Origin of the sequence: Pandoraea thiooxydans, assembly GCF_001931675.1 — a bacterium.
GTDB lineage: Bacteria > Pseudomonadota > Gammaproteobacteria > Burkholderiales > Burkholderiaceae > Pandoraea > Pandoraea thiooxydans.
In genome coordinates, this window is sequence record NZ_CP014839.1 from 3,333,982 (window position 1) to 3,359,578 (window position 25,597).

At 60.3% G+C, this 25,597-nt stretch carries 22 protein-coding genes and 1 pseudogene; 11 read left to right on the plus strand and 12 right to left on the minus strand.

All coding sequences use genetic code 11. The features are described 5' to 3' along the window. Window positions 1–79: 79 nt before the first annotated feature. The 3 genes from PATSB16_RS15265 to PATSB16_RS15275 form a co-directional block, all read right to left on the minus strand. Window positions 80–1,855, minus strand: coding sequence for an SWIM zinc finger family protein (locus PATSB16_RS15265; RefSeq protein ID WP_047214939.1), 1,776 nt, complete (start codon window positions 1,853–1,855; stop codon window positions 80–82). A 596-nt stretch (window positions 1,856–2,451) separates the two neighbouring features. Then, the gene (locus PATSB16_RS15270) at window positions 2,452–2,934 is read right to left on the minus strand and encodes a GNAT family N-acetyltransferase (protein WP_206093709.1); all 483 of its coding nucleotides are present in this window, start codon (window positions 2,932–2,934) and stop codon (window positions 2,452–2,454) included. Window positions 2,935–2,936: 2 nt separating this feature from the next. Beyond that, window positions 2,937–3,209, minus strand: coding sequence for a type II toxin-antitoxin system TacA family antitoxin (locus PATSB16_RS15275; protein WP_047214941.1), 273 nt, complete (start codon window positions 3,207–3,209; stop codon window positions 2,937–2,939). Window positions 3,210–3,622: 413 nt separating this feature from the next. On the opposite strand from PATSB16_RS15275, the gene PATSB16_RS15280 reads away from it, so the two are divergent. The 3 genes from PATSB16_RS15280 (at window position 3,623) to PATSB16_RS15290 (ending at window position 5,453) form a co-directional block, all read left to right on the plus strand. Beyond that, window positions 3,623–4,027, plus strand: coding sequence for a DUF2946 domain-containing protein (locus PATSB16_RS15280; protein ID WP_047214942.1), 405 nt, complete (start codon window positions 3,623–3,625; stop codon window positions 4,025–4,027). Window positions 4,028–4,183: 156 nt separating this feature from the next. Then, window positions 4,184–4,564 (plus strand): copper resistance CopC family protein, encoded by a 381-nt coding sequence (locus PATSB16_RS15285; RefSeq protein ID WP_047214943.1) that lies wholly within the window; start codon window positions 4,184–4,186, stop codon window positions 4,562–4,564. A gap of 1 nt (window position 4,565) precedes the next feature. Beyond that, complete coding sequence (locus PATSB16_RS15290) at window positions 4,566–5,453, plus strand: copper resistance D family protein (RefSeq protein ID WP_052892709.1); 888 nt, start codon at window positions 4,566–4,568, stop codon at window positions 5,451–5,453. Between the two features lie 17 nt (window positions 5,454–5,470). Here the strand turns inward: PATSB16_RS15290 and PATSB16_RS15295 are convergent, their stop codons facing one another. Both PATSB16_RS15295 and kbl read right to left on the minus strand, forming a co-directional pair. After that, window positions 5,471–6,436, minus strand: coding sequence for an NAD-dependent epimerase/dehydratase family protein (locus tag PATSB16_RS15295; RefSeq protein WP_047214944.1), 966 nt, complete (start codon window positions 6,434–6,436; stop codon window positions 5,471–5,473). A gap of 12 nt (window positions 6,437–6,448) precedes the next feature. Further along, the gene (gene kbl, locus PATSB16_RS15300) at window positions 6,449–7,651 is read right to left on the minus strand and encodes a glycine C-acetyltransferase (protein ID WP_083659395.1); all 1,203 of its coding nucleotides are present in this window, start codon (window positions 7,649–7,651) and stop codon (window positions 6,449–6,451) included. Between the two features lie 156 nt (window positions 7,652–7,807). Between kbl and PATSB16_RS15305 the strand changes: the two genes are divergently transcribed. After that, window positions 7,808–8,392, plus strand: a complete 585-nt coding sequence (locus PATSB16_RS15305) for a helix-turn-helix domain-containing protein (RefSeq protein ID WP_047214946.1) — start codon at window positions 7,808–7,810, stop codon at window positions 8,390–8,392. A gap of 29 nt (window positions 8,393–8,421) precedes the next feature. Here the strand turns inward: PATSB16_RS15305 and PATSB16_RS15310 are convergent, their stop codons facing one another. After that, entirely contained in the window at window positions 8,422–9,084 is a 663-nt protein-coding gene (locus tag PATSB16_RS15310) for a TetR/AcrR family transcriptional regulator (protein WP_083566812.1), read from the minus strand. 129 nt (window positions 9,085–9,213) lie between these two features. On the opposite strand from PATSB16_RS15310, the gene PATSB16_RS15315 reads away from it, so the two are divergent. Together PATSB16_RS15315 and PATSB16_RS15320 are read left to right on the plus strand one after the other, a co-directional pair. Continuing rightward, entirely contained in the window at window positions 9,214–10,494 is a 1,281-nt protein-coding gene (locus PATSB16_RS15315; protein WP_047214947.1) for an MFS transporter, read from the plus strand. 36 nt (window positions 10,495–10,530) lie between these two features. After that, window positions 10,531–11,643, plus strand: coding sequence for an alkene reductase (locus PATSB16_RS15320; RefSeq protein ID WP_047214948.1), 1,113 nt, complete (start codon window positions 10,531–10,533; stop codon window positions 11,641–11,643). Window positions 11,644–11,740: 97 nt separating this feature from the next. On the opposite strand, the gene PATSB16_RS15325 is transcribed toward PATSB16_RS15320, so the two are convergent. The 5 genes and pseudogenes from PATSB16_RS15325 to PATSB16_RS15345 form a co-directional block, all read right to left on the minus strand. After that, complete coding sequence (locus tag PATSB16_RS15325; protein ID WP_156884778.1) at window positions 11,741–13,003, minus strand: mechanosensitive ion channel family protein; 1,263 nt, start codon at window positions 13,001–13,003, stop codon at window positions 11,741–11,743. Window positions 13,004–13,060: 57 nt separating this feature from the next. Next, complete coding sequence (locus tag PATSB16_RS15330; protein ID WP_047214950.1) at window positions 13,061–14,233, minus strand: ABC transporter ATP-binding protein; 1,173 nt, start codon at window positions 14,231–14,233, stop codon at window positions 13,061–13,063. Window positions 14,234–14,235: 2 nt separating this feature from the next. Then, the gene (locus PATSB16_RS15335; protein WP_047214951.1) at window positions 14,236–14,883 is read right to left on the minus strand and encodes an ABC transporter permease; all 648 of its coding nucleotides are present in this window, start codon (window positions 14,881–14,883) and stop codon (window positions 14,236–14,238) included. Between the two features lie 40 nt (window positions 14,884–14,923). Then, window positions 14,924–15,886 (minus strand): annotated as a pseudogene (locus tag PATSB16_RS15340) (glycine betaine ABC transporter substrate-binding protein). After that, window positions 15,883–16,599, minus strand: coding sequence for an ABC transporter permease (locus PATSB16_RS15345; protein ID WP_418303870.1), 717 nt, complete (start codon window positions 16,597–16,599; stop codon window positions 15,883–15,885). Before PATSB16_RS15345 ends, PATSB16_RS15340 begins: the two are co-directional and overlap by 4 nt. Window positions 16,600–17,782: 1,183 nt before the next feature. Here PATSB16_RS15345 and PATSB16_RS15350 point away from each other — a divergent pair. From PATSB16_RS15350 to PATSB16_RS15370, 5 genes are all read left to right on the plus strand, one after another. Next, on the plus strand, window positions 17,783–18,067 hold the full coding sequence (locus tag PATSB16_RS15350) for a hypothetical protein (RefSeq protein WP_047214953.1): 285 nt from the start codon (window positions 17,783–17,785) through the stop codon (window positions 18,065–18,067). Between the two features lie 136 nt (window positions 18,068–18,203). Then, window positions 18,204–20,345: an AAA family ATPase gene (locus PATSB16_RS15355; RefSeq protein WP_047214954.1), complete on the plus strand. Its 2,142-nt coding sequence runs from the start codon at window positions 18,204–18,206 to the stop codon at window positions 20,343–20,345. 1,722 nt (window positions 20,346–22,067) lie between these two features. After that, complete coding sequence (locus PATSB16_RS15360; RefSeq protein WP_047214955.1) at window positions 22,068–23,117, plus strand: integrase domain-containing protein; 1,050 nt, start codon at window positions 22,068–22,070, stop codon at window positions 23,115–23,117. Window positions 23,118–23,265: 148 nt separating this feature from the next. Next, a complete protein-coding gene (locus PATSB16_RS15365) occupies window positions 23,266–23,655 on the plus strand; it encodes a hypothetical protein (protein ID WP_047214956.1) in 390 nt (129 codons plus the stop codon). A 129-nt stretch (window positions 23,656–23,784) separates the two neighbouring features. Continuing rightward, window positions 23,785–25,176 carry a GGDEF domain-containing protein gene (locus PATSB16_RS15370; RefSeq protein WP_052892711.1) on the plus strand — a complete coding sequence of 464 codons (1,392 nt, stop codon included), beginning with the start codon at window positions 23,785–23,787 and terminating at the stop codon, window positions 25,174–25,176. A gap of 12 nt (window positions 25,177–25,188) precedes the next feature. Here PATSB16_RS15370 and PATSB16_RS15375 read toward each other — a convergent pair whose 3' ends face one another. After that, entirely contained in the window at window positions 25,189–25,593 is a 405-nt protein-coding gene (locus PATSB16_RS15375; protein ID WP_047214957.1) for a VOC family protein, read from the minus strand. Between the last annotated feature and the right edge of the window lie 4 nt (window positions 25,594–25,597).

The following is a 25,597-nucleotide window of genomic DNA, read 5'->3' on the forward strand; positions in this document are numbered from 1 at the left end:
CCTTGCAATGCGCGGCGAAAGGTCTGGCCTTATGGGCTCATTACGGTCGACTTCGGCCCGAACCGACCTGCGAGCGACTTCAGGGCAGTTTGGCTAGCAGCTTGATGAAGTTGCGCTTTGCGCGATACGCTGCCCGAATCTCTTCCAGTTCACGGGTGAATTCCGAACGTTCATCCAACCTCGCCCGCAACATGCCGATGGCCCGCACGATTTCAAACGCCTCGTCATATCGGGCGTTGCGCGTACCGCTCTCGGCAGCAACCGGCAGCAGCCTGTGATAAAGGGCAATGGCGTCGTGCGGGTGGGTCTTGCCACGGACAGCGGCCATTTCCGGCCATAGCTGCATTACGACCGGTCCGCCGGTAAACGTTTCCCATGCGGCGTCGTTCTCTTTTCCAGCAAGAAGAATCCTGACCAGTTCGGTCCGCGTCGACCGCTGCCAGACATTGCGCTTCGATTTTGCAGCGGCCTCCTCTTCCCTGACCAGCGCCCAAAGGTGCGTAAGAGTGCGCTCCCGCGTCTCATCATGCCTGCCAGTAGCCGTGGCAACCTTCATCAAGGCGGGAAACGCCTCGGCTGTCGGGCGCATTTCGAAGCGGCGCCACGCGAACGCATCGGCCTTGTCGAATTCACTGCGACGCAGATACGCGTCGATACAGAAGTCGAGCAGGCGCTGGTCATGGCTCTTGCCGGACTCCTTGATGCCGCGCTCGGCCCAGGCGAGCCCTTCATCCGGGCGACCGTGCTTGACACAAAGCTCGGCCACCAGCAGAAAGCGGTATGGACTCGACAGGTCGTTCGAGTAAATGCGAATCAACGCATCAACGTCTCCATCGAGTTCGGCCAGCGCCCCCATCGCGCGTTCGAGCTGCATGCGCGGCGAGTCGTATGACCGTCGATATTCCTTGTCCGGCGCGAGCGCGGGCAGCGCTTCCCAAGCCTCGTTGACGAGCTCGCGGTAGCGGCTCAAACCGTTCTTGCCCAGTGGCTCCGCATACGCCGGCAAAACGTTGTAAAAGGTGTCCCACTTGCCTTCTGTCTGAAATCGGAATAGCCGCTCCGCGAGCTTCACTGGGTCGGGGCCAGTCAACTTGCAGGCATCGAGGTGCACAGACGCCAGTTCGAGAATCGCCGGAATCACGTCGCCACCGGAGTCATCAATCTGTTCGAGGCTTGTTTCGGCGCCCGCAATCGCCAGTTCGGATAGCTCGACTACCTGTACGGCGTGAGGTCCGTGAAGCCTCCGGCGCAGCATGTCGGCCAGCGACATCAGGCCGTCGCCGTATGCGCGAGCCTCCCGCCAGTCCAGTGGCCGGGAAAGGCGTGTCGCCTGCCTGACGGCGGCCTTCATGCCGGGCAAGTCGGAGGCCCCCGTCGCACGAGCGGCGAACAGCAGCTTGTCACGAAACGACAGGTCGCGTTCGATGGCTTCGAGCAACAATTCCTGAAGCTCATTTTTGTCGAGCGTCGCGACGTATTCGCGAATTACTTCCTCGTAGGTCTTCCGCTTCTTGCGTGGCTTGCCGGGAGCCGCCTCTTCGGCATGAAACACCTCTTCACCGGAATTCTCGAGCCAGGCGAGCGCAACAGCGACAGCGTGCTTGCAGAAAACGCCATCGTCTCCCACCGGACAGGTACAGTCATAAGCGAGTTCGCCATCGTCATCGACGGCGAGTTCAACCCGGTAACGATGCGTGCCACGTACAGTGGCGTGAACGGCGCCGCCACGCTCCTCGAGATGGGAAACCACGCCCTCGTGGAAATAGGCTTTGCCGCGCGCAAAGGTCTTCGTGTAGGCAAGCGACCGTACTTCGGCAAGAGTAAGAATCTCGGAGAGCGTTGCAGACTGGGACATCGATTGACCGGGGAAAAACGGAAGAATGCCGCGACGGGCGACGCACAGGCACGATGATACCCGTGACGCATGCAGTCGACTCAGGGTTGGACCCGCAGCATTCTCGAACTACCGCGTGGGCAAAGGAGCATCGAGGCCGGGCTTGGGCCCCCATGATGTGGCCGAGGAGAATATTCGAAAACTCGGAGTCGGAATGAAATTCAAAACCTTCCGACGGGGATACCAGCTCACCGGTCTGCTCGCGCTGTCTGGGATTCTGGGTGGGTGCGTGACCTACCACGGGGAGGTATCAGAAATTATGTGTACTGAGGTCAGTTAAAAAACTCAGCTGATGGCGGCGGTGAATCGCTCGCCGAACAGAATGGCGAACTGATTGACCGCTTGCCAAACCGCGTTTCGTGTTTCCACACAGCTTCGGTCGAATCCAGCCGACCGCGCTGGCCGGAGGTCGGGCAGTTAGCGACCCTCGCCGGAATATGAACTGTAGACGTGACTCAACGACCGGCCTGATTGACACGGACGTGAGCGGCCGTGCCCTTTCTTGCTGACACAGATTCGCCCCAACACGTCGGCCACCCCATGTTTTGCCATAAGGGCTACCGTGCTTTCATGGGGAACATCAACGTCATCGGGTGAACTGGCGACTCCCGGAAACCATAGTGCTCATAGAACTGCTTTGCGCGATCGTTCAACGCATGGACCAGCAGCGCCCGAACACCAGCATTCTCGGCAACGGTCTGCACCCGAGCTACAGCATCTTGGAGCAAAGCCGCACCGAGTTTGATGCCTTGGGCGCGAGCATCTACCGCGAGCCTGGCGAGCACCATCACCGGCACCGGATCGGGCATATTGCGCCTGACGGCGCTCGTGGTTTCCTGGTGCGCGACGGCCCCCGCTGCTAAAGCATAGTACCCAAGTACGCACTGTTCAGGATCAGTCACGACGAAGGTGCGGCTTGCCCCGTTCAGGTGGTTGGCCAATGCTCGACGCTTTAACCAATCGTCCAGCGATGGCTCTCCGCAATTGAACCCATCGAGTCGATGCGTCGCGGCGAGCGACTGCGGGGCCGAAAGCTGCATATTCACGCCTTACTTGCGCTCCACGGTGCCTTAATCGCCATCAGCCGTTCAAGGCCCGGATTGGCATCTTGTGGCGCATCGAGTAGTGCAGTGAACTGCCGGAATCGGCTCTCGTCCAGGTTAAAAAAAACCTGATCCAGCACAATCGCCTTCGCGCGTTCACACGCCGCTTCCAGCATGAAGTCTGAGCGATTTTTGCCCAGCAGACTGGCGGCATGGTCGATCAAGTCGCGCTGCTCGGGCAGCGCACGTAAGTTGATGGAGGCGTCACGCATAATCCTCTCCTAGTGCATACACAACAGCTACACATTTTAAGATAGCGTGTAGCTATTGTCAACACGCGGCGACGGGGGCACCTCTGCTACTGAATGTCCTCGTGGAGAGCTTCGCCCCCCCTTTCGTCTTTTGCTCCCGGATTGGCCATACCAGACGCGCGGGCGACGACGCCCCGCCGCTCTGACGTTCCCGATTCTCTCGCTGCGGCAATCCGCCGCAGATTACAAAAAATCGCCGCTCTCCGATGCCAGGCAAGGCGCGCAGCATCGGTGCGTTGCGCCTGAATGTGGCCGCATCCGCTCATCTGGCGGCATTGCCCGGCTTGGCGCAACCCACCGTCATACCGTCCTGACGAGCAAAAACCGCGTGCTATGATCGCGCCGGATCGTTCGTTATTGACACGCACTGGCCGATGCTCAGCCGTTTTCACCGCAAGCTTGGAGTCGTATTGGGATTGTTTTCAATCCTGATGGCGATGCTCGCCCCGGAGATTTCGCACGTGCTCGCCGCGAACCGCGCATCGAACGCGCTCACGGAAATCCTGGCAAGCGCGTCGTGCTCGGCACAGTCCGCACCCGGAAAAGCCGGCGAGAGCGGGCACGGCAAGCGCGTGCCCGGGGCCGGCCTGGCGGACTGCCAGGTATGTGGCTACTGCAACCTGCTGGCCCACTTGCCGGCATTACCGCTTGCCCGCCCGGTTGCGTTTGCCGCCACGGTCTGGACGTTGCAGATTGTCAACGCCAAACGTCTCGACGGGGTCGAGCGCACACCCCGTCACGCCCACGCTCAACCGCGCGCGCCGCCGTTTTTCTCCTGATCCGAAATGCCGCCGCGTACCGCGGCACACCACACGCTTCGCGTCCCGACGTGCCAACGTGCACGGCGCAGGCGCGCGGCGATACCCATATTTCCTTGACGATGCGGCGCCGACGATGATCGGCCGGTCGCACTTTCAGTCACTCACGAGTTCATCATGAATCAACTCAATTACCGCTGGTACCGTTGCCTGGCGCCGCTGGCCGCCTTCATTGCCACTGTTGCATTTACCAGCAGCGCCTTTGCCCACGCCATGCCGCAGAAGGAAGTCCCCGCGCCGACCACGACCGTGGCCGCACCTCAGCAAGTCAGCATCACCTTCGACGATCCGCTGGAGCCCGCTTTCAGCACGCTCACCCTGACCAATGCCAAGGGCCAACGGGTGACCAAGAACAAGTCACAGGTGGCCGCCGACAATCACAAGCTCATGACGCTCGTGCTACCGGCGCTGTCGCCAGGACGCTACACGGCCCATTGGGCGGCCGTGGCATTGGACGGCCACCGAACGCATGGCGAATATTCGTTCCGCGTGAAGTAACGTGCTGCACGATATGACACTGCTGGGCTGCGCGCAAATCGCGCTTGCTGCGGGCGCCGATCTCGCCTTCGCGCTTGCTGTGGGCGCCGTCGTGCTCAGTCTGGGCGGCCCGGCGCGATGGCATGTGAGCACGTCGGCGCTGCTCGCATGGCTGGTGCTGCAGGCGATTTATCTGCCGCTGCAGACTAGCGCCATGATCGACGTGCCGTTTATCACCGCACTTGACCTGATGCCGAAGGTGCTGAACCTCTCGCACTACGGCGAGATGTGGCGCATTGGCTACGCTGCTGGCCTGGCGGCCTGGCTCATCGCGGCGGTGGCTGCCCGTACCCGGTTGCCCGACATGATCGGGAATTTATTGATCGTGACGGCCTTGGCGGCGATGGCCTATGCGCACGCAGGCACCTCGCATGCGGCAGACAGCGGCAACTTTTCCGCGGCAGAACTGGTGCAGACCGTGCATTTGCTCGCGATCAGCGTATGGGTCGGCATCGTGATCGCTGCGGCCTGGCCGCTGCGTCGCGCATTCGCCGCCACGCCCGACCGGGCGGCTGGCGATACCTCACGCCTGTCGCACCTGGCGACGCTGTCGTTTCCCGTCGCGCTCGGCACCGGTATCGCCAGTGCTTACTGGGGACTCGGCGGCTCGCTCGCCTCGTTGACCAGCGGGTTATGGGGTTGGCTGTTATGCGTCAAAGTGATCGCGGTAGTTGGCATCCTGATGATCGCCGCACTCAACAGGCTGCGCTACCTGCAGCACGTGCGGCGCGGCGATCCCGATGCGCTGACGGTATTCAGGCGTCTTCTGGGCGTCGAGGCGTGGCTGATGATCGGTGTGGTGATCATCGCCGCCGCGCTTGCCCACACGATGCCGCCCGCGATGGTCTGACGCGCGCCGCGGCAAGTTTACGCCGCGTGATCGAGCGCCTCGCCGCGCCACGCCAATGGCACGTTAGCCAGCATGTCGTCGACCATCGCCTCGAGATCGAAGGCGGGCCGCCAGCCCCAGTCGTAGCGGGCATAGGTATCGTCCAGCGTATGCGGCCATGTGTCGGCGATGGCCTGGCGAAAATCCGGCGCATAGGTGATGGCAAACCCCGGCACGCGGCGGCCGATCGCCTCCGCAAGTGTCGCCGGGTCGAAGCTCATGCCGGCGACGTTGTAGGCCGAGCGCACCCGGATCGCCGCCGCGTCGGCCGCCATCAATTCCAGCGTGGCCCGCACGGCATCGGGCATGTACATCATCGGCAGCACGGTGTCGGGCTTGAGAAAACAGGTGTAGGCGCCGTCGCGCTTGGCCGCCTGAAAGATGTCGATCGCGTAATCGGTGGTGCCGCCGCCGGGCGGCGTCTTGTAGCTGATCACGCCGGGGTAGCGCACGCTGCGCACGTCCACGCCGAACTTATGAAAGTAGTATTCGCATAGCCGCTCGCCCGCCTGCTTGCTGATGCCGTAGATGGTCGTCGGATCCATCACTGCCAACTGAGGGGTCTCGAGCGCCGGGCTGTGCGGGCCGAAGGCCGCGATCGACGACGGCCAGAACACCCGCAGGCGCGGCCTCTCCCGCGCCAGCTCGAGCACATTGAGCAGGCCGTTCATATTGAGCGTCCAGGCCTGGATCGGCCGAGCCTCGCTGGTCGCCGAGAGCAGCGCCGCCAGGTGATAGACCTGCGTGATGTGGTGGCGCTCGACCAGTGCGCCCAGGCGCTGTCGATCCAGCACATCGAGCGGCTCGTAACACACGGGGTGTTGCGGACCGTGGGCGGCGATATCCGAGGCAATCACATTGCCCGCGCCGAACGTGCCGGCCAATGCCGCGACCAATTCGCTGCCGATCTGGCCATTGGCGCCGATCACCAATATACGTTCCATCTGTCGCCCCTTTTAATTGAGAATGCCCAGCTCGCTGCCCGCCTGCTCGAACGCGGCCAAGGCTTGCGTCAGATCGTCCCGGCTGTGCGCGGCCGACATTTGCACGCGCACGCGCGCCTGCCCAAGCGGCACGACTGGATAGAAAAACCCCGTAGCCAGCACGCCGAGTTCATAAAGCCGCTGCGCAAACCGCTGTGCCAGCGGCGCTTCGAACAGCATGACCGGCACGATCGGATGCATGCCCGGCTTGATGGTGAAGCCGAGTTTTTGAATCGCATCGCGAAAGAACGCCGTGTTGGCGTGCAGGCGATCGCGCAGCTCCGACGATTGCGTCAATTGATCGAGCACGGCCAGCGAAGTGCCGACGATGGCCGGTGCCAGGCTATTGGAAAAGAGATACGGGCGGGAGCGCTGGCGCAGCGTTTCGATCAGCTCCCTGCGCCCCGCCGTGAAACCACCCATGGCGCCGCCCAGCGCCTTGCCGAGCGTGCCGGTAATAATATCGACGCGCCCCATCACATGATGGTGCTCGTGGGTGCCTCGGCCCGTATCGCCCATGAATCCGGTGGCATGACACTCGTCGATCATCACCAACGCGCCATGCTGCTCGGCCAGGGCGCAAATTTTGTCGAGCTGCGCCACCGTGCCGTCCATCGAGAACACGCCATCGGTGACGATCAGCTTGAAACGGTGCGAATCCGCCGCTGCGAGTTGCCGCGCCAGGTCGTCCATGTCGTTGTGCTTGTAGCGATAGCGATTGGCCTTGCACAAACGAATGCCGTCGATGATCGACGCGTGGTTGAGTTCGTCCGAGATAATTGCATCGTCGGCGTCGAACAGCGGTTCGAACACGCCGCCATTGGCGTCGAATGCCGCGGCATACAGAATCGCATCCTCGGTGCCGAGAAACTCGGCCAGCCGCTTCTCGAGCGCCTTGTGCGGCCCCTGGGTGCCGCAGATGAAACGCACCGACGACAAACCGAAGCCGTAATCCTTGAGGGCTTGAATGCCCGCCTGCACCAGCGTCTCCCTGCCCGACAAGCCCAGATAGTTATTGGCGCACAGATTGATGCGCGTGACGCCGTCGTCGCACAGAACCCGGGGTCCCTGGCGCGACATCAGCACGCGCTCCTGCTTGAACAGCCCCTGCGCGCGCGCTTCGTCCAGCCGCTCGTCCAGATGGCGGTAAAAATGTTGTGGATCGTTTTTGCTCATGGATCTGGCTCGCTTGATTGTGCCGCCGGCCCGGCGCCGGCAACCGCGCTTCCGCGCGGCGGCTCTGCTACCATGCAGGCATTCATCTTAATGAATAAATTCTTTATATTGAATAATTTCCAATATATTGAAATATTCTAATATTCTGGAAATTCGATGGCAAGCGAAATCACTTCGTCCCATGCAACGCCGCCCTGTCTGGGGGAGATCATCCAGCAACTGCGCAAGGAGCGCGGGATGACGCTGGAGACGCTGTCGCGCGCGTCGGGGGTATCCAAATCGATGCTCTCGCAAATCGAGCGCGACATGGCCAACCCCACCATCGCGGTGGCCTGGCGCCTGGCCAATGCGCTTGGGTTACGGCTCGATCAGTTGCTGGGCGGCGCGCCGCAAAATGAGCCGGCGCTGATCAAGACGATCGGCAAGCATGAGACGCCGACGCTGGCGGGTCCCGATCATGGCTACACGCTGAAGATTCTCGGGCCGATGGACCTGGCCGGGAAATTCGAATGGTATGAACTGCTGCTGCTGCCCGGCGGGGCGCTGGTGTCGGACCCGCACGATCCGGGCACGCGCGAGCACTTCACGGTGCTGGAGGGAGCGGTCGACATCGAGGTCGACCAGGCTGCGCAAAAAATGAAGGCCGGCGAGACGGCACGCTATCCGGCGGATCACGCTCACGCGATCCGCAATGCCGGCAAAGGCGCGGCGCGCGGCATCCTCGTTGTGATTCACGGATAACCCCGCGGCCAGAGCCCTGGCTGGAAATCTCAGCCGGCGACGGCTGGCGCGCTGGACGCGATCGCCGCGTCGATCAACTGGGCCGCCACAGTCGGCAGAGTCGCCAGCGGGCTGTTGCCGGCACCGAAGGTCTGACTCGCCGCATAAGCGCCCTCGAGCAGCAGCGCGAGCGTGTTGACCAGCGAGGTCGGGTCAGACACCGGCAGGGCCTCGACCAGCGCGGTAAGCCGCGAGACGAGCGCGGCCTTGTTGGCCGCCACCAGTTTTCGCGCCGGATGATCGCGTTCCGGAAACTCAGCCGCCACGTTGATGAACGGGCAGCCGCGATAATCGGGGGAACTGGCGCGTTGCGCCAAGTCGATGAAAATCTGCTCGAGTTGCCGCCGCGGCTCGCCCGGACGGCATGCGATGCTCTGGTCCAGGCGCGCCAGGCAGGCCTCGTCCTGGCGCTTGAGGTAAGCCAAGATCAGTTCGTCTTTCGAGGCGAATTGTCGATAAAGGCACATCTTGTTGACGCCGGCTCGCTTGACCACCGCGTCGACCCCCACCGCATGAATTCCTTCGCGCTGAAACAGCTCCATCGCCGCCTCGAGCAGATGCGCTTGCGCCTGATCGCCGGGCACGACCGTCCTGGCCGCCTTGGTGCGAGCGGGTCTGGATTCTTTCTTCGGGGTGGCCGGCTTGGCTGGCATCGGTATGCATCTCCTGCTTTCGCTTGACATGTTACCGATCGGTTCATATGATTGCAAGCTCAATGTGACCGATCAGTAACACCGTCGCTGTGTCGCGTATTGCAATTCATCGAGTCCAAGGAATCCATCATGAAAGCGTTGGCCAACTGGAGTGCCGGGCGCATCCACTACGCGTGGATCGTCGTGGCCATCGTGTTTCTGGTGTTGCTGTCAACCGCCGGCATTCGTGCGACGCCCAGCGTCATGATGGTGCCGCTCGAGCACGAATTCGGCTGGAGCCGCGCGACGATTTCGCTCGCCATCTCGGTGAACCTGGCGCTGTACGGCCTGACCGGTCCTTTCGCGGCCGCCGCGATGCAGCGCTTCGGCGTGCGTCCGACGATCGTCGGCGCACTCGCCGTGCTGGCATTCGGGACCGCTCTGAGCGCGCGCATGAGCGCACCCTGGCAAATGGTGCTGCTGTGGGGTGTGCTGGTCGGCGGCGGCACCGGCGTCGCCGCGCTCACGCTCTCCGCGACGATCGTCAATCGCTGGTTCAGCACCCATCGCGGGCTCGCCATGGGTTTGCTCACCGCCAGCTCGGCCACCGGCCAATTGGTATTCCTGCCGATGATGGCAGCAATCATCGAGCATCACGGCTGGCGACCCGTGGTCCTGATGGTAGCCGCCATATGCGCGGCGGTACTGCCGCTGGTTGCCATTTTTCTGCCGGAGCGGCCGGCCGCGGTGGCGCAGCGCCCCTATGGCGCCACGCACGACGACATCGCTGCGGCAAGCCCTGGCAATCCGCTGACGAACGCCTTTCGCACGCTCTTTCATGCCGCTCGCAAGCGCGATTTCTGGCTACTCTTCTTCAGTTTTTTCATTTGCGGCGCCAGCACCAATGGTTACATCGGCACGCATTTCATCGCCATGTGCGGCGACCACGGCCTGTCGGAAGTGCGCGGAGCGAGCATTCTCGCCACCATGGGCATACTGGACCTGTTCGGCACGACGATGTCGGGCTGGCTCTCGGACCGTTTCAACAGCCGCGTCCTGCTGTTTTGGTATTACGGTTTGCGCGGCTTGTCGCTGATTTATCTGCCGTATGCTTTCGGCCTCGATTTTTTCGGCCTGCCGGTGTTTGCCCTCTTCTATGGGCTTGACTGGATCGCCACGGTGCCGCCGACGGTGCGGCTGACGACCGACGTGTTCGGCAAAGCGGCGGCACCGGTAGTGTTCGGCTGGATTGTCGCTGGCCACCAGCTGGGCGCGGCGACTGCCGCGCTTGTGGCCGGCATTTTACGGGCGAGCCTGGGCACCTACACGCTTGCCTCGATGCTCGCCGGCGGCGTCTGCCTGGTGGGCGCGCTGTTGGTGTTGCGCATCAACCGGGGCCAACCGCAAACGAATTCAACTTCGCTCGCCTGATATGCAAGGCGATCCCATCCAAGAGGAAATATTGCAATGAACCAAGCCAATCCGCAAAATCCCGAGACCGATCTTTTCGATCCGGTGCAACTCGGCCCGATCACCTTGCGCAATCGCATCGTCATGGCGCCGCTCACCCGCAGCCGCGTCGGACAGGGCGACGCGCCCGGCCCCATGAACGCCCAGTATTATGCGCAACGCGCCTCCGCCGGGTTGATCGTGAGCGAAGCCACCAATATTTCTCAGCAGGGCAAGGGCTATGCGTTCACGCCCGGAATCTACACCGAGGCACAAGTCGCCGGCTGGCGTCTGGTGACCGACGCCATACACGCCAAGGGCAGTCGCATTTTCTGCCAGTTGTGGCACGTCGGGCGCATTTCGCATCCGTCGCTGCAGGCGGACAACGCGCTGCCGGTGGCCCCGTCGGCCGTGACGCCGAATGGCAAGGCTTTCACCGAGACCGGTTTCCAGCCCCACGTGACACCTCGCGCGCTCGAGACAGCGGAGATTCCGGGCATCGTCGCGCAATATCGCCATGCGGCGGAGTGCGCCAAGCGCGCCGGCTTCGACGGTGTGGAAATCCACGCGGCCAATGGCTATTTGCTCGATCAATTCCTGCGCGACAAAACCAATCTGCGCACCGACGCCTACGGCGGCAGCATCGAGAACCGTGCCCGCCTGGTGTTGGAGGTCACGCAAGCGGTCGTCGATGTATGGGGAGCCGAGCGCGTGGGCATTCGCATTTCGCCGGTCAGTCCGGCCAACGATATCGCCGATAGCAATCCCGAGCCGCTGTTCACCTATTTGGTAGAACAACTGAATCGCTTCAACCTGGTTTATCTGCACGTCGTCGAAGGAGCTACCGGCGGTCCCCGCACGGTCGAAGGTGGCTTCGACTTGCAAAAGCTGCGTCGCATTTTCAACGGCATTTACATGGCCAACAACGGCTACGACCTGCCGCTGGCCGTGCAGGCGCGTACCACCAACGCGGCGGATCTGATCGCTTTCGGTCGGCCGTTCATTTCGAATCCGGATCTTGTCGAACGCCTGAAAACCGGCGGCCCACTCAACCCGCTCGATAAAAGCACGCTCTATGGCGGCGACGCGCGCGGCTACATCGACTATCCATCGCTCGCCGAAGCGGCCTGATAGCACGGCAATCCGCATCTTTGGCCAGTGAAAAGGGCTTTCGCACGTGGTGTGCGAAAGCCCTGTTTTTTTGCGCGCCCGACCTTGGCCGGCTCGCTCAGGCAGCCCGCGCCGACACCGACGAATTCGCTTCGCCTTGCATCCAGGTCAGGCGCATATCGGCGCCCCCCAGATTCTGATACAGGCGCAAGCCGAATTCGGGCAGGATCGCCAGGAGGTGATCGAAGATGTCGCCCTGAATACGCTCGTAGTCGCCCCAAACGATGGTGCGCGTGAAACAATAAATTTCGATCGGGATGCCGTTGGCGTCGGGCTCGAGGGATCGCACCATGCAGGTCATCTCCTGGTGCACGTCCGGGTGGGCCTGCAGATAGGCGCTCATGTACGCTCTGAATGTCCCGATGTTGGTCAGACGTCGACGGTTCGCGGCGAATTGCGCGCTATCGCCCAGGCTGCGATTGGCGGCCTCGAGCTCTTCGCGCTTTTTCTCGAGATAAGGCGTGAGCAAACGCAGCGCCGCCAGCCGCGCGACGGCGGCCTCGTCAAGAAAATGGACGCTGGCCGTATCGATCCGCAAGGTGCGCTTGATGCGGCGCCCACCGGCCAGCTGCATGCCGCGCCAATTGCGGAAGCTTTCGGAAATCAGGCGCCAGGTGGGAATCGTCGTGATGGTCTTGTCCCAGTTCTGCACTTTGACGGTATGCAGCGCAATATCGATGACATCGCCGTCGGCGCCGACCTGAGGCATTTCTATCCAGTCCCCCACGCGCAGCATATCGTTGGAGGTCAGCAGCACGCTCGCGACCAGCGACAGCAGTGTGTCCTTGAACACCAGCAGCAGCACCGCCGACATCGCGCCCAGCCCGGACAGCAAAAGCCACGGCGAGCGATCGACCAGCGTCGCGATAATCGCGACGCCACCGAACACGAAGACGGCGATTTTGCCCAGTTGCACGTAGCCCTTGATCGAGCGCGTGCGGGCGTGAGGTGTTGCCGCGTAGGCAACTTGCAGAGCGCTCAGCGCAGCACTGAGCGCGAGCATGCCGAACAGCACGGCACCGGAGAGCGCAACGTTGCGAATGATCTGGTCGACGCGCGCCGGAACATCAGGCACGAGATCGATGCCGCCCTGGATAACGAGAAACGGCACCATCTGCGCCAGGCGCTGGAACACGCCGGCGTCGAGCATGGTGTCGTCCCATCGCCAGGAGGTGCGCAGTACGACCACCCGCATCGCGCGCAGCAACAACCGATGCGAAATCCAGTAAAGGAAATACGCCACCAGAACGAGTAACGTCAGACTGGAGCCCATACGGGCCAGCGGGTCGGCCCAAAAATGCTCAATGGCATTCAACCACATCCAGGCAACTCCGATGAACGTTGGTTTTAAGCTCGGGGGGATGAGTGGCGACGAATCTCACGCAGGGACTGCGCGGACCGGCACTGCCTGCGGTGTCAAAACACTCGACACCTCGCCGCGGGAACGGCCGGAGCTCAAATAATCGGCGATTGAGTCCTGTGTGACCTCGCCAAGATATGCGCCCGCCACGTCGAGCACCGGCAACCACGCCAAATTGTGCTCGTACATACGTGAGAGCAGAATGCGCAAATTGTCGTCAGGCGCGGCAACGGCCTTGAACGGACGCACCCGCTCGGCACAGGTCCCTTGCGTGCCGCGCGCATCGCGCCGCGCCACGTACCCCAGCGTATGACCGCTTTGCTGGGTGACGACCAGATGGCGAGCGTCCAATTCGTCCATCATCGCATAGGCGTCCTGTAGCGGACGATTCGCATCGATAGTGGGCTGTCGCACAGCGGCATCCTCGGCACGCACCAACAGCAGCCGTTTGAGCGTTCGGTCATGGCCGACAAAGGTGGCAACGAAGTCGTTCGCCGGCTGTGCCAGCATTTTATCGGGGTGATCGTACTGAACCAGCTTGCCCTGGCGAAATATCGCCACGCGATCTCCGAGCTTGATCGCCTCGTCAATGTCGTGGCTGACCATGATGACGGTCTTCTTGAGCTGGCGCTGCATTTGGAAAAACTCATTCTGGATCGATTCCCGGTTGATCGGGTCGACCGCCCCGAACGGTTCGTCCATCAGCAGCACCGGCGGATCCGCGGCCAGCGCGCGAATTACGCCGATACGCTGTTGCTGCCCGCCCGACAGCTCGCGCGGGTAGCGGCCGAGGTATTGCTTCGGGTCGAGCGAAACCATCGCCATCAACTCGATCGCGCGCGCTCGGCAACGCTTGCGATCCCAGCCCAGCAAACGCGGCACGACGGTGATGTTTTCCTCGATCGTCATATTGGGAAACAGGCCGATCTGCTGAATCACATAGCCGATATGCCGGCGCAACTCGACGGCATTGATGCCAGTGGTGTCCTCTCCATTGAGAAACACCTTTCCGGAGGTTGGAGGAATCAGCCGATTGATCATTTTCAGCGAGGTAGTTTTCCCACAACCGGAAGGCCCAAGGAAAACGCAGATCTCGCCCTCCGGGACGGTCAAGCTGACGGAGTCGACCGCCGTGAATTGGGTGCCGTCCTTCTGGGAGAAGGTCTTGGTGAGTTGCTCGAGTCTGATCATGATTATCGAATTCCTTTGGGCGTAAGGGCGCGCTGCAGGCGATTGAGCAGCCAGTCAGCGACGATCGCCAACAGGCTGACCATCACCGCACCGACCACCAACTGGCGAATATCGCTCTGACTGATGCCGCGCAGAATCAGCACCCCCAGGCCGCCCGCGCCGACCACGGCGGCAATCGCCATGACGCCGATGTTCATCACGACCGCAGTGCGCACACCGCCCAGAATGACGGGCACGGCCAACGGCAAATCGACCAACCGCAGACGCTGCCAGAACGTCATGCCGATCCCGATGCCGGCCTCCTTGATGCTCGCGTCGATGTGCTGCAAGGCCAGACAGGTGTTGCGCATGATCGGCAGCAATGCATACAGAAATACGGCCGCTACCGCAGGCGCATAGCCGATGCCTTGCCCGATATGCGAGAGCACCGGGATCATCAGCCCGAAAAGTGCGATCGACGGAATCGTCAGCACGACGGTGGCCAATCCCAGCACGGCACCCGACAGCCACCGGTAGCGCGTGACCAGGATGCCCAACGGCACCCCGATCAATACGGCGCAGCCGACTGCCACACCCACCAGCATGGCGTGCTCAAGCGTCAGATGCAGAATGCGGTGCAGGTTGGCGAGCAGGTATGTCAGGATGTCCATGGGCAAGTCCGGCTCAAATCAAAGAGCGGTGTCGTGATACTCAAATCAGGCCTTGCGCGCGCAGGAAGTCTGCGGCCACTTTGTTCACCGGCTGCTTGTCGATGTCCACTTCAGCGTTGAGCTTCGTCATTACCTTGTCATCGAGCTTGGCCGACAGGGCGTTGAGCTGTTCGGCCAGCTTCGGATATTTCTTCAGCGTGGCCTCACGCACCACGGGCGTTGCCGCGTAGGCGGGGAAGAAATGCTTGTCGTCCTTCAACACTTTGAAGTCGAAGCCCTTGTTGCGGCCGTCGGTCGTGTAGACCAGCCCGATCTGAACCTGACCATCGCGCAGCGACGTGTAGACCAGGCCCGGATCCATCTGCCGGACATGCGAGCGCTTGAAACGGAAACCATAGAGCTTTTCCATCGGCCGCAGACCATCGGGACGACCGACGAATTCCATGTCCGAGGCGAATACATAATTCTTGACCTTGGGGTCGGTCTTGAGCTTCTTCACGAGATCGGACACCGAGTCGATGCCGTCCGCCTCGGCCACTTTGCGCTACATTGCGAACGCGTAGGTATCGTTGAGATCGGCCGGGTTGAGCCAAATGAGCCCGCGTTTCGCGTCGAGTCGTTTGACCGTCTGGTAGGTCGCGTCGCGATCGAGCTTGGTTTTGATTTTGTCGTAGACGATCAGCGCCGTGCCGGTGTACTCCCACGCCACATCCAACTGTCCGTTGACCAAGGCCTGACGCATCACAACGCTGCCCAGACCATTCTTCAAATCGACTGAATACCCCTTGGCTTCCAGGTATTGGGACGTCATCGAGGAGAGCAGCAACTGCTCGGTGAAATTCTTGCCGCCCACGGTGATATCGGCCGCTGCGGCGTGAAGACTGAAAACGGCGGCGAACAGCGCCCCGAATGCGAGAGAGCAGCGTGTGAATAGTTTTTTCACTGTGAATTCCTTATGAAATGAACAACGACGGAAATCGTCCGGCTTGCATCGCGCAATCACCGCGATAGACCGCGACGCTCGAACATCAGTTGACTGCCGAAGGCCACCAGGCCATCGAGCACGATCGCCAGCAGTGCGGTGCCACCGGCGCCCAACAGCAGTTGGCTCTGATCGTTGAGATAAATGCCGGGAAAAATAAGGGCGCCCAGGCTGGTGGCGCCGATCAGGAATGCGAGCGGCGCAGTGCCGACATTGATCACCAATGCGGTACGCACGCCGCCCATGATGACTGGCATCGCATTGGGAAGCTCGACCTTGAAAAGGGATTGGAGCGGAGTCATCCCCATGCCGCGGGCCGATTCACGCAGCGCGGGCGACACCTGCCGCAGTCCCTCGAAAGTGTTGCGCACGATCGGCAACAGCGACGCGAGCCACAACGCAAGTACCGCCGGGCGATCGCCGATGCCAAGCACCGCCATCGACAGCGCCAGTACGGCCAGCGACGGCAGCGTGTTGCCAACATTGAAAATTTGCATCACGCGTTCGGCCTGCTTGCTGAACAGGGGCCGGCTCAACACGATTCCCGCCGGAATACCGGTGAAGAGCGCGAGCACCATCGAGCGTCCGACCAGACTCAGGTGCGCGATGACGTAGTACTGGAGATCGTCCCGGTAGTCGGCAATGACGTCAAGGCCGATCCACCAGACCAGACCGGCTGCGAGCGCAGCGATCAGGACCACCCCGAGAATAAATTTTTGATAATGCTTCGCCACGTTCATGCTCCCTTTTGGGTCGGCAGCGATGCGCGAAACAATGCACATCGCGGTCAAGCATGACAACTTATAGCTGCCTTGCGCTGTAACGATCTGTTCCGAAGGCCTGACATAGGCTACGGAGACCGACTAGACGTCGTCGAAACGACATGAGAGACAAGCTTCGGCATCATGAATGCCTTGGCGTCTCGATACACCTTCATTGAAAAGGCGCGAATTTCTAAACCAGCAAATGGGAATCTGGCAGGTTTATGGGCTGCCCACCAAGCGGTGAGTACGCAGCAATTTTTTGTTTACCGAACGAATCGGCTTTTTTATTTTAAGCCAAAAGTGGATGGATAGTAAAGCACTTATAGTTTTACGATATTTATTCGGAATACTATCTTATTTTTTCTTGTGCAAAATTACATAAGGTAGCGAGGGTAACATTTACCTATTTTAATAAATTCTGCGGCTCTCAAGCTGGCACGCCGTCAAAGACCTAGTGATCTCGCTCGTTTGGAAAATATTAGTGGATAGCCCCACTGCCATACGGCAGCGGGGCCGCCGAAGAGCGCAGCATATAACTTTCACCGCATTGCGGTGAGCGCCGCGCTGACGTCGATCTCGCCAACTGCACGACTCCTTCGCAGGCATCACATCGTGGATTCTCCCCATCGCTGAGATGAAGAACGCTGAACCGTAGCAATACCGATTTCTCATAAGCTTCGCCTCGACGAATCCCAAACGCGGACTTGCGGCAACCGCACGACGCGGATGTCCGCTCATCTCGCAAACTCCCTGACACCTCAGGTTTTTCCCGCCGCAACCCGACTTGCATTCGCAAAACTCAATGAGATCCTGAATTTGCCCTGTGGCTTCGATGCCCAGGCAGGTGTGGATCGATCTGTACGTTGTCTCACAGTACGACGCCAAGTCGCCGCTCGCCTGCCTGCCTCTGTCTGAAGCCACTGGGTTCCGCAATCTCGGGGCATGACCGCCTTCACAGGCGAGCTTGCCTCTCACTTCAGGAGCGCTTTGCGATGAACCCACAACCCCAATGGTGGCAGGCCCTGCTCGACGAGCTCTGGCAGATCCTGCACGAATTTTTCCGCCCCCTGATCACCGCGCTCCAGTGGCTGCGCCGGCGCAAGTAGGCCTTGGCCTGATCCCTTGCCCGATTCCTCTCGTCACTGGAGCCCCTATGCGCATCAAACACTTTGTTTTCGGCCCCAACGGCCGCCGTGTCGTTCAACTGACTCAGGACCACACCACCCTCGCGCTCGATGCAGCGATTCCCGCCTCGGCACTCGCCGCCTGGCACCGTCGACTGCGTGCCGATCTGGCCCGCCCCCTAGCTCGCCAACGCCGCCTGCGGCGGCAGGACCAGCGCCGTCGCTTCGAGCCGGTGCGCACCCACCGTCGTCGGATCCGTACGCACCGACTCGTTGGTGTGCCGCTGCGGCGCGCGCGTCAGGTCGTGCGCTAAAGCTGCCGATTTTGATGCGTTGTGCCACGCCCGAGGCCGACTTGCGTTGGCGCCTTTGGGTTGGACACTGAACATCAGGAGGCGCCCACGCCGTCAAGGCTCCGCCTCCGTCGACAACTACAAAGCCGAGGTCATCATGAAACCACGTTACGCTCGCCCCCTGCAGGGCATCCGTCTTCTCGCCATACTGGCCAGCCTGGCGGGCCTCTTCACTCAACTGCCCGGGGTCGCTCACGCCGGCGCGCTCCAGCAAGCTACGCTGCTGGGCTCGACCGTTGCCGCAGCCGCCCTCATCTGGCTGCCGAACCCGCGAGTGCGCGGCTGGAACTGGACGGCCTTCCTGGTGCTGTGGCTGGGGGCGGGTCCCCTGGTCTGGGAGTGGTCCTTCTTCAGCATCCCGGCCGCACTCCTCCTGGCCGATGCCAGCCGGCGACTATGGCGCCTGCACCGCAGCGCGGCCGTGCCCCGTATCGAGATCGTCGGCACCCAGGTCTGGATTCCGGTGGTCATGAAGATTCGCCCGTCGGTGCCGATGGCCGACGCTGCCGATGCTTCTGCTCTCTACGCACCGGCCAATCCGGTTGAGCATTCGGCCCTCGCGGAGCGTCCTGAGCCCGTCACCCCCAAGACACCCGTGACGCCGGCGGCCCCCACCGGCCCAGTGCCGCGCCCAGCACCTGCGGCACCTCCTGCGGCCCCACCCGCGAAACCCGTCGCTGCGCCGACTGCCCAGCCAGTCGCGCAACCCGCCTCACCCGTCTATGACTTCAGTGACAACGTGAGCCAGCCCCGCTATACCTTTGCAGATGTCGTCGGCATGCGCTCGACCAAGAAGCGCCTATGGGGCGCGGCCCAGGACATCATCGAGGCGCAGGGCAAGCCCCGTAACGGGATCCTGCTCTTCGGGGAGCCGGGCAACGGCAAGACGCTCTTTGCCGAAGCGCTGGCGGGCCAATTGGGCATTCCCTTCCTGTCGATCGCTTATGGCGACGCTGCCTCGAAGTGGATCAACGAAACGCCCCAGAAGGTCAAGGCTGTGTTTGCTGCGGCGCGCAAGATCGGCACCTGCGTGCTCTTCATCGATGAGATCGACTCGTTCATCAAGAGCCGGGGCGATCTCACGTATGCGATGGATCGGGATCTGACCAATGTGATGCTCACCGAGATCGTCGCGCTACGGGGCTCCCGGGTCATCCTGGTGGCGGCCACCAATTGGCTGGACGCGCTCGATGCGGCCGGCAAGCGCGATGGCCGGTTCGACTTCAAGATTGAGATTCCGGCACCGGACCTCAAAGCACGTCTGGCGCTCCTGTACCGGGCAATCGTCGATGAGCTGGGGGTGGAGGCCATCGACCGGTCGGCGCTTCAGGCGCTGGCCGGCCGCTGGGAGGGGTTCAGCGCGGCGCGCCTGTCCGCCCTAGGGGGCCAGTTGCGCGAGATGCGACGCGATGGCCTGTTCGCGGGGCCCGTCACGTTCGAGGTCGGCATGCGGGCGATGCGTTTGTTGCAGGGCCGACGGGGTCAGTTGCCGGAGAACGTCAAGGCGATCGAGGAAATCATCCTGCCTGACGCTTCACGGGATCTGCTATCTGATCTGGCCTTCAAGATGGAGCAACTCGAGGATCTGGAGCAGCTCGGCGCGAGCTTGCCGCGGGGGCTGATCTTTACCGGCCCGCCGGGAACGGGCAAGACGCAAGCCGCGATGGCGCTGGCCAAGGCAAGCGGCTGGGCGTTTCTGAAGCTCACCGGGGCGCAGATCATTGCCGACCCCAGTGCCTGGGACAAGTTGTACCGGGAAGCGTGCGACATTCGGCCGGCGATTGTCTTCATCGATGAGGCCGATGGCATCCTGCAGGATCGGCGGGTGACGAATTACGGGATGTTGACCGAGAAGATCCTGACCACGATGGACGGTGCGGGCGGACGTATGCGGGATGTGATGTTCATCGCTGCCACCAATTACTACGAGCGCATCGACTCGGCGGCGCTGCGCGGCGGGCGGTTCGAGGAGAAAGTGGTCTTCGACGTGCCGGGGCCCGAGGCGATGGCGGACTACGTCTACACCGCGCTCGACAAGAAGCTGGGAGATCGCTGGCAGGTCTCGTCCGAGGTGGTGAACCTGCTCACCGAACGGGTGACGGGGCGCTCGATTGCCGATGCCGATGCGGTGATCGAAAAGACGCTGGCCGCCGCTGCGCTGCGGCGGATTCGAGATCGGACGACCGATATTCGAGTCGCCGATGTCGAGGCGGGGGTGCGGGCTGTTGTGGTCGCGTAGCTGCCTGGACTGCCCTTTGTGAGAGTGGTCTATAAATCAGGGCTGCCAGGCGATGGGCGTTTGGCGAATGCGTTCGCCGAGGTCAACCTTTGATGGTGCCTTCTCGCCTCATTTTTCTCTTTCACCTCAGTGCGGCTTAACGGCGGCTTGCGAGGTAAAGCGGCCGCCCGAGCGGCGAGCGCTCGCCCGCGCCCAATCTGGATACGCCGCCTTCGGCCTATTTTCGCTGGTGACAATGCTTGTGGTAGCCAAGTGGCCGACCGGTTACCAATTAGCGACTCAAGAATTTCAGGCACTGCGGGGGCCTGTCCGACGCAACCTGTCGCTGCGGGGGCCTGTCCGACGCAACCTGTCGCTGCGGGTGCTACTCCACGCAACGCAGCCAGAACTGGGCGCACGTGCCGCGCTCACGCGCGACGCCATCGGAAATACCCAAACTAGCGTAGTGTGCGCTACACGAGGCGCTTTCGCTCACCGTCATCCCAAAGCCCCCTCAGACTCTTTTGCCATTCGATAATGGCTGGGGCTTGCCACGAGCTAATTATTCGAGTACGCTTAGCCTGTCGTTCATTCGGCAAAATGTTTAATCGCCGCGATAACTCGCAGCGCACGCTGAAAAGCGCTTAAAGCTTGACCCGGTAGGTATGTTTTTCAATCGAATTCTTTGGTGAAAATCTTTCACTTAGGTGTTCGTTGGCTCCTTTTTGCCGCCTTACGAGGCAAGTAGGGAGAGATCATGAAAAACAGTCTTGCCGTGCCTGTCAGCACTCACAAGAGCCATCTGGCCTAGAATTGGCGGTTGTGTTTCGCCTGTTTTTGGTCTCTGTGGTTGAAATTTAGAACGGCCGGCTTGCCGGCATCAGTAAATTCAAAATCTTCACTGAGAACGACACACTCGCTTCTACTGACGACTGCTATGGCACGTCGGACTTTAGAGGCTGAGCACAATCAAAGACAGCAAATGGATCGAGCAGTCAGTCGCTCCAACCCATTTTGGAATGGGGCAGCGACTAGTTAGTGCTGCCTTACCGATTATGGTGGAAGAGTTGGCGCTCGAAATCGCGGCAGCAGCGCTGCTACGACAAGAAAATGTTGCCCAACTGTCAAAACCGTGACAAATCCAAAGCGATTCTCGGCTTGAATGCGGCGTTACTCGCCCATGTAAATCATAAAAATAAATGGGATGCTTGCTCATACTCCCATTTCTCTGACTATCAATATTTTCATCAATCAAGAAACACCTGGTGCATTACGTGGCTTTTTGAGTATTTAACGCCGCGCTTCACTTAGGGGTGGGCAGTCTATCTGCATTTTTTGACGTCGCCCTTTTCAAGCAACCAGATCGATTTTTCCGACAGCAGTCGCTTGGTCAATCGATCGATCCAATCATGCCTCTCCAGGCATTCAAAAGTCCCGCCGAGCGCACGCTCGTCATTTGCACAGGACTCTACTGTGCAGATATCACCTTGCGGGAAAGCCAATCAAATCGAGTGCAGTTCGAAGCGTTCGCTCCGTGTTTTTTGGATGCCAAACTAAACACGCTTCCATTCTGCGCCTCGTAGAAAGCGACCTTTGATGCATCTGTCTCGACCCCCGGCCGGATTGCTAATCAAAGACGCAATGCCGACAGAAATACAGCCAATTGGTGGCTGGAAGGGGGTCTGTTCGAGCTAAGCGCAAGGCCGAACAGAATCCCTTTGCGCTTTCCGAAGGAGCTAGATCATGGCAACGTTTTCGAGTGCGCGTCACGGTGTCCGGCTGAGTAACGAGCGACGTGGTGGGGCTAGCGGGACCAAAAAAAACAGAAGGTCCAATCTCAATGGATTCTTGTCGTTTTGTCGAAATGTGGGAGAGTTGCGACCACGTTTCAGCGAAATCAACCCAGTTGCCGTGCAATTTTATGCATGCTATCTCATGGCTGAGGGTATGCGGACAGCAACTCTCCCCAACGTATTCTCATCAATCCGAGTTATCTTTCGCGAAGCCGGGAGAAACATCGATGAAATTTGCTCAAACTCACGGCTTGGCATACCTCGCCGGTCCCGCTCGGGCACTAAACGCGCGCTTACCACCGAAGAAGTTGAAGCGCTTATAGTACGCTGCGAGCAGCGGGGCGAAGTTGGCCTGTCGCTACTGATCAAGCTAAGCAGACACCTCGGTCTCCGAAGGAAAGAGGCGTTGATGTGCGCGCCAGATCTACCCATGTGGCGCGCAGCCATCGTTCGCGGCGACTATAGTCTACCGACACTACGGGGCACGAAAAACGGTCGCCTTCGTGCAATAGAAATCATGGAGGGCGAGCGAGACCAGACTCTTTCCGCAATTGACGAGGCTCTCGAATATGCGCGAGAAAACAAATTCAAGTTTATCTCTGGCGGACAAGACAACCTCAAATCGGCAATCGGCCGAATGGCTTACTTGCTCTCATCCATTGGGATGAGAGGCGAAGTGTCGTTCCATGCGTTGCGATATAGCTACGCACAAACGAAGGCGATGGAGATGCTTAATGCCGGATTATCACCTGATGAGACCTTGGTGCGCGTGAGCGAGAGTCTTGGTCACGGACCAAGCCGAATACCTATGATCTTGTCCGTCTACTGCCAACCGCTCAAGGCATATTTCAAGGGAAAGTTGAAGCCCAAAAAGGGCGAAGCTCACAACAGACAGCCGACAAAGAAAATTCCCCGCGCCAGCCTGCGCATTCAGGTCAAAGCCCAACACGCTCAGGCAAGCGGGTTCCCAGTGGGCCGTATCCAACCAGTTCACCTATAGGTGACGGATATAGGAGACATCGACCCGGTGCTCTCCTTTTCACGACGAACATACTTAAAGCAAGACGGCCAATAGACATAACGGATATTGCGACGTCATTTTTTCAAAAATAACCTTCGAAGTACTTACTTACCGATACGAGGAAAACATGGAAGAAAGCAAAGTTTCTCAAGAGATCAATAGCATCGTTTCGCAGATTGAATGTGGTAGGAAACTGAAGGAAATCATGCACTCGTCATGGCTCACCTTTAGGGCATTTTTGCGGGATGCCGGATTCGAGCCCGACAGCGTAAAAAACATCGATAAGACCACGTTCGGACCGTTTGCAAATCACTGCATCGCCAACATGGAAGGAAAAAACGCGATTATGACGCTAGCGGCCCTCCGATTTATCCTAATTCAATCCGGATTTCCGCCCAAGAATCTTGCCGAGTTGACGGTACCGCCCAAGAGCGTGCACGAAACGCACCGGCGGCGCCGCCGCCGCCCCCAAAATTCATCACCAATTAATATTTCGCGGCCGGGCGTCGATGAATAGTTGATGTATCATGGCAAAAAATATTAATTATCATGCATTTAGATTATCGGGGGAGCGCTGAGCCACCAGAGTGATTGGGCTCCGTGCTCTGCATGCTGGTTGGAGCCATTGGAATGGCAAACAATAGTCATGGAAAGCACCATCAGTCGAACTGAGCCCAGGAATCGGGCGGCAGGGTTCATTGTTGTCGTCCTAATATTTGCGACGACGGCATCGAGCTATATTCTCAAGGATTCACAAGCATCCGCCGATTCGCTACTACTGGTATTTTTGCTATCGATCGCCGGCATTCTGAATCTGCTGGCCGCGATATTGTTCGGCACCCAGTACTTCTATAACGGCAAGCGCTACTTTGCATTGCTTGGCAGTGCATTTTTGTCTCGCAGTCTGTTTGAACTCACGCAGGCGATCCTTGGCTCCGGCATGCCCATTGCCAGCGTTTCCGCAACGATGTGGCAATCATCGGGCGCCTGGCTCTGGCTGGCCGGGGAAAGCGGCTTTGCACTGTTCGTTGCGCTCGGCACCCGGTCGTATCTTCGCACCCGCCGCGAGACGTCCCATCCGGCCGGCTATCTCGCCACAGTGCGATACGGGCTTGTCGCGGTCGGATCCTGGGCACTCACAACGCTGCTGATCGGGAGCACGCACACAGATTTGGCCGCTGCGATGACGGCGCATTTCGGCTCCCAATGGCCGCTACTGACTGGCACCGCGCTCGCGATGATCGATGCAGCCCTGCTGGTTTACGTGTGCCAGAAAACGCGTCTGGATCACAAGGTTTTTCTGCTGGTTTCGGTGATCCTCATCATCGTCATCTGCGAGATCACGCTCGTCATCTCGGCACGATCACCCTATTCCATCCAGTGGTGTTTTGCCTGTCTGATGATGATTGCGGCTCCCGCCACCGCGGCTATTTCGGTGATTCTGGAAATCACCCGGCAGTATCAGTCACTCGCTTTGACCAATACCGATTTGGCAGAACAAGTGTTTGTCGATCCGCTGACAAAAATTCACAATCGCCGCTATTTCGACGTATGGGCACAGCAAATTTCCGGCAAGGCTGCCAGCCTCAAAACGCCGCTTTCATTGCTGCTTATCGACATTGATTTTTTCAAGCAGGTCAACGATCGCCATGGTCACCCGTTCGGCGACGCGGTACTGCAACGGGTGGCCGCCACGATCTTGCAGGGCATTCCGCAGCCGAGCCATTTCGCGGTTCGACTGGGCGGCGAAGAGTTCGCCCTGATACTTCCGGATACTGACGAGACGACTGCCTTGAGGGTGAGCAACCGTCTGCGCGAATCGGTTCGCCAGGCGGCCACCGAGATGCTCCCGGCGCACACGGTTGCAAGCGGCGACGCGGTCACGATCAGTGTCGGAATCGCCACCTGGCTGCCAGGCACCGCGTTGAATATCGACCGCATGCTTTCCGACGCGGACCGCGCGCTATACGAGGCCAAGGACAAGGGGAGAAATCAGAGCGTACTCAGCCGGTACCGGGATGCGATTTCCACCGCCTAGTCGCATTTTCTGTCAGATAGCGCCCTTGAGCTCCACGGTGTTGTCTTCCGGATCCTGGATATAGAGAGACGGCCCTTCACCGTCGGCGCCATAACGCGTGGCCAGCTCACCCACGCTCACACCGCACGATTCCAAATGATCGCGAATCGCCGTCGCGTCGAAAGGTGCCACACGTAGGCAAAAGTGGTCCATGTTGCGCCCATCGGCCTGCGGGGCCCGGCCACCTTGCCGGCCGATCTTGCCCGCGACATCGACCAGATCGATCAATGCATTGCCCGCGCGCAATTGCACCAGACCGAGGTCGGGCTGCTCGCGCTCGAGCACACAACCCAATACGTCGCAATAAAATGCTCGCATGCGTGCCACGTCATACACCCGCAGGACGACGTGATCGAGACCCAGAATCGACAGTTTCATGAAT

Bases quoted from the DNA above. Each gene is read 5' to 3' on its own strand.
- PATSB16_RS15265 (WP_047214939.1), bottom strand. From the start codon at position 1,855: ATGTCCCAGTCTGCAACGCTCTCCGAGATTCTTACTCTTGCCGAAGTA.
- PATSB16_RS15270 (WP_206093709.1), bottom strand. From the start codon at position 2,934: ATGCAGCTTTCGGCCCCGCAGTCGCTCGCCGCGACGCATCGACTCGAT.
- PATSB16_RS15275 (WP_047214941.1), bottom strand. From the start codon at position 3,209: ATGCGTGACGCCTCCATCAACTTACGTGCGCTGCCCGAGCAGCGCGAC.
- PATSB16_RS15280 (WP_047214942.1), top strand. From the start codon at position 3,623: ATGCTCAGCCGTTTTCACCGCAAGCTTGGAGTCGTATTGGGATTGTTT.
- PATSB16_RS15285 (WP_047214943.1), top strand. From the start codon at position 4,184: ATGAATCAACTCAATTACCGCTGGTACCGTTGCCTGGCGCCGCTGGCC.
- PATSB16_RS15295 (WP_047214944.1), bottom strand. From the start codon at position 6,436: ATGGAACGTATATTGGTGATCGGCGCCAATGGCCAGATCGGCAGCGAA.
- kbl (WP_083659395.1), bottom strand. From the start codon at position 7,651: ATGAGCAAAAACGATCCACAACATTTTTACCGCCATCTGGACGAGCGG.
- PATSB16_RS15305 (WP_047214946.1), top strand. From the start codon at position 7,808: ATGGCAAGCGAAATCACTTCGTCCCATGCAACGCCGCCCTGTCTGGGG.
- PATSB16_RS15310 (WP_083566812.1), bottom strand. From the start codon at position 9,084: ATGCCAGCCAAGCCGGCCACCCCGAAGAAAGAATCCAGACCCGCTCGC.
- PATSB16_RS15315 (WP_047214947.1), top strand. From the start codon at position 9,214: ATGAAAGCGTTGGCCAACTGGAGTGCCGGGCGCATCCACTACGCGTGG.
- PATSB16_RS15320 (WP_047214948.1), top strand. From the start codon at position 10,531: ATGAACCAAGCCAATCCGCAAAATCCCGAGACCGATCTTTTCGATCCG.
- PATSB16_RS15325 (WP_156884778.1), bottom strand. From the start codon at position 13,003: ATGTGGTTGAATGCCATTGAGCATTTTTGGGCCGACCCGCTGGCCCGT.
- PATSB16_RS15330 (WP_047214950.1), bottom strand. From the start codon at position 14,233: ATGATCAGACTCGAGCAACTCACCAAGACCTTCTCCCAGAAGGACGGC.
- PATSB16_RS15335 (WP_047214951.1), bottom strand. From the start codon at position 14,883: ATGGACATCCTGACATACCTGCTCGCCAACCTGCACCGCATTCTGCAT.
- PATSB16_RS15350 (WP_047214953.1), top strand. From the start codon at position 17,783: ATGCGCATCAAACACTTTGTTTTCGGCCCCAACGGCCGCCGTGTCGTT.
- PATSB16_RS15355 (WP_047214954.1), top strand. From the start codon at position 18,204: ATGAAACCACGTTACGCTCGCCCCCTGCAGGGCATCCGTCTTCTCGCC.
- PATSB16_RS15360 (WP_047214955.1), top strand. From the start codon at position 22,068: ATGGCAACGTTTTCGAGTGCGCGTCACGGTGTCCGGCTGAGTAACGAG.
- PATSB16_RS15365 (WP_047214956.1), top strand. From the start codon at position 23,266: ATGGAAGAAAGCAAAGTTTCTCAAGAGATCAATAGCATCGTTTCGCAG.
- PATSB16_RS15370 (WP_052892711.1), top strand. From the start codon at position 23,785: ATGGAAAGCACCATCAGTCGAACTGAGCCCAGGAATCGGGCGGCAGGG.
- PATSB16_RS15375 (WP_047214957.1), bottom strand. From the start codon at position 25,593: ATGAAACTGTCGATTCTGGGTCTCGATCACGTCGTCCTGCGGGTGTAT.